This window comes from Hymenobacter sp. IS2118 (genome assembly GCF_000715495.1).
Classification (GTDB): domain Bacteria; phylum Bacteroidota; class Bacteroidia; order Cytophagales; family Hymenobacteraceae; genus Hymenobacter.
On record NZ_JNLX01000185.1, the window covers coordinates 36,327 to 48,535 of the forward strand.

9 protein-coding genes are annotated in these 12,209 nt (G+C 61.8%); 1 reads left to right on the top strand and 8 read right to left on the bottom strand.

The window, feature by feature from the left end:
* Positions 1-41: 41 nt before the first annotated feature.
* From GM79_RS20330 to GM79_RS20355, 6 genes are all read right to left on the bottom strand, one after another.
* Positions 42-1,037, bottom strand: coding sequence for a Ppx/GppA phosphatase family protein (locus tag GM79_RS20330; RefSeq protein ID WP_081867912.1), 996 nt, complete (start codon positions 1,035-1,037; stop codon positions 42-44).
* 222 nt (positions 1,038-1,259) lie between these two features.
* Positions 1,260-5,012 (bottom strand): hypothetical protein, encoded by a 3,753-nt coding sequence (locus GM79_RS20335; protein WP_152560114.1) that lies wholly within the window; start codon positions 5,010-5,012, stop codon positions 1,260-1,262.
* 55 nt (positions 5,013-5,067) lie between these two features.
* Entirely contained in the window at positions 5,068-5,616 is a 549-nt protein-coding gene (locus GM79_RS20340; RefSeq protein ID WP_035567447.1) for a metal-dependent hydrolase, read from the bottom strand.
* Between the two features lie 55 nt (positions 5,617-5,671).
* A complete protein-coding gene (locus GM79_RS20345; RefSeq protein ID WP_035567449.1) occupies positions 5,672-6,358 on the bottom strand; it encodes an SIR2 family NAD-dependent protein deacylase in 687 nt (228 codons plus the stop codon).
* A gap of 78 nt (positions 6,359-6,436) precedes the next feature.
* Entirely contained in the window at positions 6,437-6,853 is a 417-nt protein-coding gene (locus GM79_RS20350) for a pyridoxamine 5'-phosphate oxidase family protein (protein ID WP_035567450.1), read from the bottom strand.
* Positions 6,854-6,901: 48 nt separating this feature from the next.
* The gene (locus GM79_RS20355; protein ID WP_051719126.1) at positions 6,902-7,435 is read right to left on the bottom strand and encodes a hypothetical protein; all 534 of its coding nucleotides are present in this window, start codon (positions 7,433-7,435) and stop codon (positions 6,902-6,904) included.
* A 186-nt stretch (positions 7,436-7,621) separates the two neighbouring features.
* On the opposite strand from GM79_RS20355, the gene GM79_RS20360 reads away from it, so the two are divergent.
* Entirely contained in the window at positions 7,622-8,308 is a 687-nt protein-coding gene (locus GM79_RS20360; RefSeq protein WP_035567452.1) for an HAD family hydrolase, read from the top strand.
* A gap of 81 nt (positions 8,309-8,389) precedes the next feature.
* On the opposite strand, the gene GM79_RS20365 is transcribed toward GM79_RS20360, so the two are convergent.
* Positions 8,390-9,295, bottom strand: a complete 906-nt coding sequence (locus GM79_RS20365) for a DUF4846 domain-containing protein (RefSeq protein WP_161787228.1) — start codon at positions 9,293-9,295, stop codon at positions 8,390-8,392.
* Positions 9,296-9,368: 73 nt separating this feature from the next.
* A complete protein-coding gene (topA, locus tag GM79_RS20370) occupies positions 9,369-11,891 on the bottom strand; it encodes a type I DNA topoisomerase (protein WP_035567454.1) in 2,523 nt (840 codons plus the stop codon).
* Positions 11,892-12,209 lie beyond the last annotated feature (318 nt).

The window sequence follows — 12,209 nt, forward strand, 5'->3', positions numbered from 1 at the left end:
CTTGAAAATCAGGCAACGCCAAATTGCGCCTTAGCGCATTCCTACTCCAGCTCGGCGGGTACGTTTTGCACGTCGGGCACGGGCAGGTGGGCGGGATGGCCGGCGGCGGGGTCGGAATTCAGGTCGTCGAAAAAGTCTTCGAACAGGGATTGCAGCATGCCATCCTTCAGGCCAATGTCGGGCACGAGCATGCTGTTGATGCCGGCCCATTCCATGGCGGAGAGGTAGATGTGGCCGGCGGGCACGATGACGTCGGCGCGGTCGGGATTGAGCATGGCCACGTTCACCCGTTCTTCCATGCTCAGGCCCGAAAGGCGCCGCAGGATGCTGTCGATGCTGCGCTTGGTGATGGGCTTGTTGGGCGCGGCGGGCGACATGCTGTATATTTTATTGATGTTGCCGCCCGTGCCGATGGCCCGCGTAACGTGGTGCCTGCGGGCGTGCTCGCGCACCCAGGATTCCATGCGCTCCCACAGCTCGGTTTGGGCCTCGGTATTGGCATCGCCGCTTTCCTCCTGCTGCATGCGGCGAATGGAGCCGATTTCGAACGACTGCGCGGCCACTTTGCGGCGGTCGTGGTAGATGTTGAATTCGGTGCTGCCGCCGCCCACATCGATGTGCAGGTAATGCTTGTTGTCTTCCAGCAAGTGCTCGATAACGCGGTTGATGTAGAAGGCTTCATCCTGCCCGTCAATTACTTTGATTTCCATGCCCAGCTCCTGACGTACCCGCGCCGCAATGGCCGCGCCGTTGGCAGCGGAGCGCATGGCCGAGGTGGCGCACACTAAGTAGTGGCAGACTTCGTGCACCTCCATCAGCAGCTTGAGGGAGTGCAGAAACTTGACGAATTTTTCTTCCTTAGCGGGCGAAATCTCGCCGGAAGCAAACACGTCTTCGCCCAAACGCATGGGGAAACGTACGTACTCGACGCGCTTTAGTCGGTAGCGCCCTTCGTAATAAAGCACCGCCGATATCTGGCAACGAACAGCATTAGACCCAATATCGATGGCGGCAATTTTGCGAAGCGGATAATTCATGGGCACGAAATTACGGGAGAATGGCAGCGGATAATGCGGCAGGCCGCGAATCATTCCTTAACCCGCCGCTGCTTACACAATAGAGCCACCAACACGCTCCATTATTGGACCTGCCCACGGTTGTTTCTCGCAGAGGTTCGCGGAGGTAAAACGCGGAGGTCCGCAGAGGTCAGGCCGCAAAATCTGCTAACCTTTGCGAGAGGCAACAATTGTAATTTCCAACTACTTATCGATGCGGAAACCCAGCCCAAATTGCAGCAAAGTGTTTTCCACCGATTTCTGGTAGGAGAAGGTGAGGGCCAGGGTTTCTACGACGGGAGCGAGGTAGAAGCCCGCGCCGTAGCCCGAGCGCCAGCCGCCGGGCGAGCTGCCCTCGTAGTACACGCGCCCCTGGTCGTAGAAGCCAAACACGCCGTAGCTAAAGGGCAAAAACCCGTTTTTGACCCGCCCCAGGGCCAGGCGCAGCTCCGTGTTGTAGTACAGGCTGGCGTCGCCGCTGAAGCGGTTGCGGTAGTAGCCGCGCAGGCCCTCCCGCAGGCCCAGCGACGCGAATTTATAGAACGGAATTTCGCTGTCGCGGCCGTAGTTTTTGGCGCCGCCGCCCTTCACCACCAGCGTAACGGGGATGCCCAGGGTGGCCGTGCCGTAGTATTCGGCAAAGCCCTGGGTGAGGCCGAAATTGGTTTTGGCGCCGGCCAGTTGCCGGTAGCTGTCGTGCTGGGCAAACAGGCGCACGCCCCGCCGGGCAAAGGCCGGCCGGTCGCGCAGGTCCAGGTCGAATACCGCGTTCAAACCCAGCAGGCGCTGGAAGCTGGTGTTGATGATAGGGTCAACCACGGGATTGTCGGGACGGAACGGGTAGGTGCCGAGGTAGCTGGTAGGGGCAAAGTCGGTGGCGTAGTACTCAAATGTCGGCCCCACCCGAATCAGGCTCCGTTGGAAAAATACTCGTTCCAGGAAGGTGGTGAGCGTGAGGCCCCGGTAGCGGGCGCTGTAAAAGTTGTTGTCGTACTGGTCCTGGTTCAGCGCCGTGTTGTTGCCGAGCCCGAAGAAATTGTAGAACGGAAAGTAGTTGCCATAGCTGACCGCGCCGCCCGCATCGACTTTGCCGATAGCATAGCGGTGCCGGGTGCTGGCCGTGAGCTGGCGCTGGCCCCCGGTGCTCACTTCAGCCAGAAACGAGTACTGGTTCTTGAATCCGGGCTTGCGGAAGCCCTGACGTTGAAACGTGGCGCCTGCACTGACCGTGAAGCCATCGTTGCGGTTGTAGCCCAAGCCGATGCTGGGCCGGTAGGAATTGTACTCGAATTGCTCCCGGTCGTAGGCATTCACGCCGGGGCGGGGGCTGGTGCGGTTGTCGGTTTCGGGGCCGGCTTTGAGGTCGGTGCCGGGCAGGTCGTATACCTTGGTGAGGGTGCGGAGCCCGGCCGCCCGCGAGTCGTCGGCAATCCGGTCCTTGCCCTCGCCGCCAATCACGCGCACCAGAATGCTATGGCTGCCGCCGTCCCCGGTCAGGGTGAAAATATCGCGGCCATCAAGGCCGTAGAGGCAGATTTCCTCGGTTTCGCGGGGCTCAAAAGTGCGGTCGAAAAGGGCCGGACCCTGGGGTGCGTCGCCTTCCTTGGCCCGGTCGAACAGCTGCACGCGCACCTGCCCCGTGGGCAGCCGGTTCACCAAAAACACCTCACCTTTGTTGCTGCCCACCACGTCCACCCGCTTGGCCAGCAGCAGGTAGTAATCGTCCAGGGCTTTGGGTAAGGTTTTGATGCGGGCCTTTAACTTCCGGTTGAGGTCGTTGCCGGATAAGCCCTGAATTTCAGCGGGTAGTTTGCCAGTCGCCTTATCAATGGCGGCTGGAGTAAGCTGCGTTTGCAGGTACTTCCCGGCCTCCTGCCACTGCGCGCGGCTGAGGCTTTGGAGCAGGAAGCGGTCGAGGTGGCGGGCGGGCCAGTTCAAGCTTTTCAGGTCGTTGAAATCTTCCTGGAAATCTTCGATGCTGGGCACGGCCCATTCGCGGTTGGCCACGTAGGTGAGCAGGCCGTTCCAGAGGGTGAAGCTCTGGTCGCGGTCGCGCGGAATGGGGCGGTAGAGTGTGGTGCCGTCGGCCTGCTTGAAACCGGCCCACTTCCAGTTGTCCTCGTGCTTGCCGAAGTCGGCCACCAGCATGTCGAAGGCGCGGGCGCGGGCCAGGGCGGGCGCGTCGATGCGGTTGTCGTTATCCTTATAAAGCTTGCGGAAGAAGTTGAAGCTGCGGGTCACCTCATCGGAGCCGCCGAAGCCGGGCAGGTTGGGTTTATCTGGCGATGAACTTCGTTTGGGGTCTTTGGGGCTGTCTTCGAGGGTGCCGAGCAGGCCGGCGTATTGCGCGCGGTAGGGGCCCAGCTGCTGGTTGTCGGGCAGGCGGAACAGGCGCGGGCGGGCGTGCAGGATGTCGGTTTTATCGAGCAGCGCGCCCGTCACCAGGGCCGAGTACGGGTGGGCCGTGGCGGTGATGTCGCGGAGCACGTCGGCCGCAATCGAGCGGCGTAGCTCCGGGGGCAGAATGCGGGTCACGTCCTTGTCCACGGAGCGAAACACGTACGCCGAGCTGTCGGCCGCAATCAGCTTGAGGGAAGTGGTTTGGCGCCCGCCGCCCTTGCCATACGGGCGCAGGCCGCCTTTTTCGGTGCGCAGGTCCAGGGTGGGCACGGCCACGGGCTGGAGCCAGGAGGAGCGGTAGATGCTGCCGAGGAAGAATCGCTTGGCGCCGTTGCCCTTGTATTCCGGGCCGGGCACCACCGTGGTAATGGCCTGAAAAGGCGCATCCGGCATGGCCTCCGCCGCCGTTTTGGCTACGCCGGGGCAGTCCGACAGAAAAGGGTTGACCGGAACTTTGGAATCGGCCAGCCCGGCGCAGGCCGAACGAAATAACGTGGTGGCGAAGGCACTGGTAGCGGGCGCGGCGGCGCTGCCGAACGTGTAGAAGTGCGTGGTAACGGTGCCATCGACAAAGTACTCCAGGGCCGTGTAGCCCTCTTTGCTTTCGTTATAAAGCGATGCGCCCGCGGGCCCCACGTGCTGGCTTTCGGCAAAGCTGCCGCTCACCACGTGGTAGTTGCCCTGGAAAGGCGTGAGCTGGAGGCTGTAGTCGTGCGCGGCGGCATAAACTACGCCGGGGTTGCTTTGCAGAGTATTGAGCAACTCCTGGCGCAGCTCCTGGTAGCGCGGGTTGGCCAAATCGCGCGGGGAGCCCACGTTCTGGCGGTAGGCCGCGTAAATGGTGCCCAGCACGGGCGGGCTGAGGTGGCGCGACAGAGGCTGACTGCCGCCGTACACGCCGGTGCTCAGCACCGGATGGTGGCCTACCAGCAGCACATTCCGGCCCTTGGTCTCATCAATAATATCCTGGAGCTGCTCCCGAAATTCCTCTTTAGTCAGGGTTTTGCAATCGGTGTCGGGGGCTTCGGGCCGGTCGAAGGGATGGGTGAACCACGGGGTGTTGATGGCCACGAGGCGTACCAGCGGGGCCACGTCCACTACCTCGGGGCCGGGGCAGCCGTTGGTGGGCAGGAAGGCATTCTGGCCGGGCAGCTGTTTTTCGATGTACTTCTCCAGGCGGCGCACGGCCTTGAGGCCGCCGTTGCCGGAATTGGCCCAGTCTTTATCGCCGGGCAGGAAGTAGATTTTACCCAGCGGCAAGCCCTTCACCAGCGCAATCAGGGCATCGGCCCGGCTGCGGGCGGCCGTGGCCAGTACCGAGTCGCCCTTGGCCGCCAGGCCGGTGTTGCTCACAATATCGCCCAGGTGCACGACCGTGAAAGGACTGGTTTGCTGTTCCAAAGCCACCCGCAGCTGCTTGAGACGCTCCGGCGGCAAATCAGCCCGGGCGGTGTTGCCCAACAGGAAAACGGTATGGGCCGGCGAAGCAGTCTGGGCGTGGGAAGTGCTGGCAATAAAAAGAGAAATTGCCAGAAGCAGGGTTAAAAATCGAGGCATGGAGACAGATTATTGCCCCTCTTACGACGGCAGCCCAAAAAGGTAAGCCGCCTCATTAAAAGCGCTTCCGCTGCACCTTGGCCAACTGCCGCTGCAAGCCCAATAATACCAGGCACGGAAGACCCACCCACACGGCCTCGCTGGCCAGAACCCGCAGTCCCCGGCCGCTAAAAAAAGCCTTGATGCCAATGGGCGACACCTTAATTGGCCGTAAGCCAAAAAAATACCGCTCCAAATCCCAGGGGCTGAAAAACGCGACGCCCAGGCCGCCCGTGGTCATGGCATCGAGCACGCCGTGCGACGCCGTAGCCAGAAATAAAAGCAGCCCCAGTCGCGCCGCCGCCGGGCGTTGGCCCGCCCGCGCCAGCCGGCTCCACAGCACGCCCACGGCCGCTACCAAAGCCGCCGCCAACAGCGAGTGCGTGAGGCCGCGGTGGCCCCACAGGCTCTCGTACGGCACACCCAGCTTGTAGCCCAGCGCGTCCACGTCGGGCAGGGCGGCACACGCGGCCGCCGCCACCCAGTAGGGCCAGTGTCGGCGTTCGGGAAGAATAAGTTTGCCCAAAGTAGCGCCCAAGGCCGCGTGCGCGAATGCTGATGCCATAACCGACGAGAAGAACAGCCGCGAATGTAGGCGCGGAAAAGCCACTGCCTCCTTTTCAGCCCGCCGCCAGCTCGCTCAATACCCTGGGCACGCCCGTGGTGGCGGGCTCCACCACGTATCGGATGCCGCGCCGGCCCGCCTCGGGCTGATGCGGGTCGATGACGTAGACCGGGCAGCCCACGGGGGCGTAGTGCAGCAGGCCCGCGGCCGGGTAAACCTGCAGAGAAGTACCCACCACCAGCAGGGCATCGGCAGTACCCGCCACTTCGGCGGCCTGTTCAATCAGGGGTACCATCTCGCCAAACCATACGATGTGCGGGCGCAGCTGCCCGCCGTCGGGCGCGAGGTCGCCGGGATTAATGTCGCCGGGGCAGTCGTATACCTTGGTTTCATCCTTCACCGAACGCATCTGACTGAGCCGGCCGTGCAGGTGGATAACCTCCGTGGAGCCGGCGCGCTCGTGCAGGTCGTCCACATTTTGGGTGATGATGGTGACGCGCCAGCCGGCTTCTTCCTCAAAGCCCGCGAGTGCCAGATGCGCTGCATTGGGCGACACGGTACGCGCCTGGGCGCGCCGCTGATTATAAAAATCGAGCACCAAAGCGGGGTCGCGGGCAAAGCCTTCGGGCGAGGCCACGTCTTCCACGCGGTGGTTTTCCCACAGCCCGTTGCTGTCGCGAAACGTGCGAATACCAGATTCGGCTGAGACGCCAGCTCCGGTGAGAACGACCAGATGTTTCATGGTTTTAGGGTAGGAGTATGTGAGGGTAGGATTTGCAAATCGTAATGACGGGCCAATGGGCTCATTGTTAAAGTCCGTCTACAGTTCTATCTCGCCATCTCCTTCGCCGTGCCAAAACTTGATGCGGCTGGCTTGCACCCGAACCAGCACGATGCCGGGCGTGTCAATTCCTTCTTTGAACCAACGCTTTAGCTCGGGTAGCCAGTGCTTTTCGAGGGTGGCCCGCTGGCGGATAAGCGTGGCGGTGCCCACCACGGACACATACAGGTAATCGGGCCCGGAAAAGCCGAGGCTGACGTGCGAATTTTCGGTGATGTCGCGCACGGTGCGCGAGTCTTCGTAGGTGAAATAGTAGGAATTGCCGTCGTATTCCACGTCGCCGTTGTTGCTCATGGGGCGGGTACTGAGCTGGCCCCGGCTGGTGTGCGTGGTGAGCAGGGCGATGTCGAGCTTCGCCATTTTGGCAGCGACGGCTTTGAGCGTAGTTTCAGCCATAGTATTTTGAGGGAGAGGAAAAGGGCAAAGTAATGCGGGCGGTCCGGCTTAAAGCACGGCTTCTTGGCGTGTCTCGTTGCCGGGGTAGTCCGAAGCGGTAATGGTAATCTTGTCGCCGGCCAGTGACTCGTTGGAAGCAGTAGCCACGTAGCGGAACGTGCTACCGTCGGCTTCGGGCCGCACATCGCCCTCCTCCACAATGCTGCCATCGGGATTCTGGATGAGCACGTGCACGTGGTGCAGGGCAAAATCGTCGGTGGCCTGCACCACAATTACGTCGCCCACCCGGCCCCGGTAGCCCGAAAAATCGACATTCGTAATATTGGGCGCGTTCAGATAGTCGGCCACGGCCACAGCATAGGGCGAGCGCAAAATCTCGTCGGTATGCTTGCGGTAGGCAGACTCGCGGGCGGGGTCGTTGCGCACATCGTGGGCGTAGAAGGCGGCCTGCTGCACGCGCTGGCGCTGGGTGAGGCCCGCCGCACCGGCCGCCGTAGGCGGGTTGGAAGTATTCTGGCGAAAAACCAGGTCGGGGTTGGTGGCCGGCTGGTCAGGCGCGGGCACGGGAAGGGCATCGGACATAAGTGGGTGGGATTGGGGTGCGAAAGGGTGGCGTAAGTAGCAATTTCTACCCTACGCACCAAGGTGTTGGTCAGGCCATAACTTTTCAAAAAAAGTGGCGAGCTGTTGCCCCGCACCCCGCCCGCACCCCAAAGTCGCCTCGCCCCCCACCCGGTACCTTTGCCGCTCCTGCTTCCCCGACTACTCATGATTCGCACCGTAATTTTCGACATGGACGGCGTCATTATCGACACCGAGCCGCTGCACCACCACGCCTTTTTCACGCTGTTTGCCGAGCTGGGCATTACCGTCAGCGTGGCCGAGTATGCCAGCTTTCTGGGCGGCTCGACGCGCAACGTTTTTCAGCGGCTCAAAAGCGAATTTGGCCTTACTCAGGACGTGGAAAGTCTGCTGCTGCGCAAGCGGGAGCTGTTCAATAAGTCTTTCGATGAAGATACCGGGCTCGACCTGCTGCCCGGCGTGCGCAGCCTGATTGAGGACCTGCGGGCGCATGGCGTGCAGCTGGTGCTGGCTTCATCGGCTTCCAAAGCCACGATTGTACGGGTATTTCAGCGGTTCGGGCTCGGCCCTTATTTCAACCACCTCGTTAGCGGCGAAGACTTTGAGCGGTCGAAACCCGACCCGGCAATTTTCCGGCACGCGGCGGCATTGGCCAAAACCGCTGTGTCGGAGTGCATCGTTATCGAGGATTCGGCCAACGGGGTTTCGGCGGCGAAGGCGGCGGGTATCTACTGCGTAGGCTACGCCAGCCCGCACTCCGCCGGTCAGGACCTAGGCCACGCCGACCGCATCATCCAACACTTTTCGGAATTGACCGCTCCGGCCATTATCGGCATTCGACCCACCGAAGAATCAGCAAGCCAGCGGGTGTAGCCGGTGCTGGGTAGTTAGCCTAAGCTACAAGCGGTGGGCCGCAAGCTTGGGGCTTGTAGCTTATGGCTTGTGAATCAACGCTTAAAACCGGCCTAATTCCTCCCAGTCAAAGTCCCATTCGGGCGTAAAAAACTGCGCTTGGGCCGTGGCCGGTACCGAAAACCACGCGCCCAGCTCGGGGCCGTCCACGTTGCGCAGGATATGGACGTTCTGAGCCGGCATGTAGCTCTGGGCCAGCAGCACGTATTTCTGGTGAGAAGTCGGGTTTTCGGCCACATCCACTACCAGCACGGCGTGGCCGGGCGCCCCGCCGTGAATTAATACGTCGCCGGGCTGTACCGTACTGAGCGGCACTGGTCGCAGCTCCTTGCTCAGCGAGAGCGTGCCCGCGTAGCCGAACGTGGGCACCAGGTAGCGGGCCAGGGCCGCGTGGGTGGGCGCCTCGGCCGGCCGGGCGGCGGGCGTCACCTCCTCGCCGCGCACCTTGAAAGTCTTGCCGGCCACGAAATCTGAAAACCAGAAATCATAGCCCGTGGTGAGATGAAAATGGATTTTATTCGGGTCGTGGCTGAATAAATACTCGGCCCGCAGGCGCATCACGGCGTCGGCACACTGCTGCAAATCCTGGGGCGGCACGTCGATATCGACCACGGCCGCCACCACGTCCTGCCGGTTTTTCGGCTGCCCGTTGTAGAGCAGGGCTCTGGTGCCGGCTGGTTTCAGGGGCAGCCACCGCAGCCACTCGCTCCAGCTTCCGGCGGCGGTAGCCACGCGCCGGCTGCCGGCGGGGGCCGGGAATCGGACCGCCACCGTTTGCGTGGCCGGGCCAAGCTGGGCCTGCCAGGGGTAGGAGAGGCCCGCAGGGCGTGGGGCCAGAGTTGGCGGCGTGGCCCTAGTAACGGCCGCTTTCGCGGTATCGGCCGTATCGGACTGGCAGGCCAGCAAACCCAGGGCCGCGAGCAGCAGTAGAGGTGTTTTCTTCTTCACAGCAGCATTAAGCAACAAAAAAAGCCCGCGAGGTGCGGGCTTTTCGTATGCGAATAACGTAATATGCTGCTGATTATTTTGCCGCCGCCGTTGGCTTTTTAGCGGCTGGCTTCTTGGCAGTAGCGGGCTTCTTGGCGGCGGTGGCTTTTTTGGCGGCGGCAGGCTTTTTTGCCGCTGGTTTCTTAGCGGCGGCAGTGGCTTTGGCCGCCTTTTTAGCCGGGGCGTCGGCGTCCTTTTCAGCTTTTGCAGGGGCCGCTTTTTTGCCGAAGCGGCCGCCTTTGGCCGGTTTGTCGGGCGTGGCGTCGGCCAGCTCCTGGCAGCGTTCCAGGGTTAGCTCGGTGGGCTCCTCGCCTTTGGGAATCTTCACGTTCTTCTTGCCCGCCACAATGTAGGGCCCGAAGCGGCCATTCAGCACCTGAATATCGGGGTTTTCGGGGAAAGCCTTGATGAGGCGCTCGGCGTCGGTTTTGCGCTTGAGCTCAATCAGGGCCACGGCTTCTTCGGCGTTGATGGTGTGCGGGTCCTGCTCCTTGGTGAGGGAGAAAAACTTGCTGTCGTGCCGCACATAAGGCCCGAAGCGGCCCAGGTTGGCCGTCATGTCCTTGCCCTCAAACTCGCCCACCACGCGCGGCAGCTTGAACAGCTCCAGCGCCTCTTCCAGGGTGATGCTTTCGATAAACTGGCCTTTGCGCAGGTTGGCGTAGGCGGGTTTGGTTTCGCCTTCGGTGTCGCCCAGGGCCACGTAGGGGCCGTATTTGCCCAGCCGGGCCGAAATGCGCTCGCCGGTTTCGGGGTGGGTGCCCAGCTCGCGGGTGGTGCCCACGGTGCTACGGTCAATCTCCTGCCCGGCCTCGATGGTCGCGTGGAAATTGCCGTAGAAATTGGTCAGCATTTGCGTCCAGTCTTCCAGGCCGTTGGCAATCTGGTCGAACTCGTCTTCCACCTTCGCCGTGAACTGAAAGTCCACAATCACGGGGAAGTGCTCCACCAAAAAGTCGTTCACCACCATCGCCGTGTCCGTCGGAAACAGCTTGGCTTTCTCAGCGCCGTAGTTCTCGGTTTTCACTTCCGTACTCACCGCCGCTTCGTCCAGCGTCAGCACGTGGAACTTGCGCTCCTTGCCCTCACGGGTGTCTTTTTCCACATAGCCACGCTTCTGCACCGTGCTGATGGTGGGGGCGTAGGTGGAAGGCCGGCCGATGCCCATTTCCTCCAGCTTCTTTACCAGCGAAGCCTCGGTGTAGCGGGCCGGCGGCGATGAAAACCGCTCCGTGGCGCTCAGGCGCAGCAGGGGCATCGCCTGGCCCACGCTTAGCGGCGGCAGGCCGCGCGAGAAGCTCGATTCGGCGTCCTTGGCTTCTTCTTCGTCCTCGTCGTCCTTGCTTTCGGCATACACTTTCAGAAAACCCTCGAAGGTGATGACCTCGCCGGTAGCCGTGAACGTGACGCCAGGCTGCGTGCTGATGCCGATAACGGCCGTGGTCCGCTCAATCACCGCTTCGGCCATCTGCGAAGCCATTGCCCGCTTGCGAATCAGGTCGTACAGGCGCTGCTCCGAGGCATCGGAACCGGCTTTTACCAGCGCGAAATCGGTGGGGCGAATGGCTTCGTGAGCCTCCTGGGCCGAAGCCGACTTGGTTTTGAAGGTGCGGGTGTGGTGGTACTCGGCGCCGTAGGCGGCCGTGATGGCATTTTGGGCCCCGGTCATGGCCTCGCCCGACAGGTTCACCGAGTCCGTCCGCATGTAGCTGATTTTGCCAGCCTCGTACAGCTTCTGGGCCACGCTCATGGTTTGGGCCACCGAGAAGCCGAGCTTGCGTGAAGCCTCTTGCTGCAGCGTAGACGTGGTGAACGGGGCCGCTGGGCTGCGCTTGCCGGGCTTTTTATCCAGGCTTTCAATCTGATATTTGGCCCCGAGGCAGCGCTGCAAAAAGGCTTCGGCTTCGTCCCGCACTTTGTAGCGGGTAGGCAGCTCGGCTTCGAGCACCGCGCCGCGGCCGGCGTCGAAGCGCGCCACAATGCGATAGGCGCTGGCCGAGAGGTGGGACGCTACTTCGCGCTCCCGCTCCACCACCAGGCGCACCGCCACCGACTGTACCCGGCCGGCCGACAGGCCCGGCTTTACTTTTTTCCACAGTACCGGGCTCAGCTCGAAGCCCACAAGGCGGTCGAGCACCCGGCGGGCCTGTTGGGCGTTCACCAAGTCCTGGTTCACCGTGCGCGGCGCGGCAATGGCGGCCAGGATGGCATTTTTGGTGATTTCGCGGAATACGATGCGACGCGTTTTGGTCTCGGGCAGGTTCAGAGTCTCGGCCAGGTGCCACGAAATGGCTTCCCCTTCGCGGTCATCGTCACTCGCCAACCAGACCGTTTCGGCCTCTTTGGAAAGTTTTTTTAGCTGCGCAATTAGCTCGCGCTTGTCGGGCGACACCACGTAAGTAGGCTTAAATCCATTGGCAATATCGATGGCGTTGTTGTCCTTGGGCAAGTCGCGAACGTGCCCGTAGCTGGAGCGCACCACGTAATCCTGGCCGAGGTAGCCTTCAATGGTTTTGGCCTTGGCCGGCGACTCGACGATAACTAAATTCTTGACCATGTGAGCGGGTAAGGGGGGACGGCAGACGAAAGGAGGCAGTCCTGAGTGAAACGGCCAGCCGTGGGAAAATGTTGAATTTAGCCGCAAAGATGCCGGATAATTCCCAGCACCGCCGCACTTAAAAATAATAGGGACGCTCCGGGGGGGCCGAAACATAACTTTGACCCTGCCGGGTTCACGCCCGTCGCCACCGGCCGAAGCTTTGCTCATTCCGGCTTATTCCGCGTACTTTCGTCTTCGCATCCCTCCTCCTTTCATCCGTTTGATTCCTATTAGTATATGGCTGCCCCCAAGACTCCGCAAACCAAGCCTCGTCGT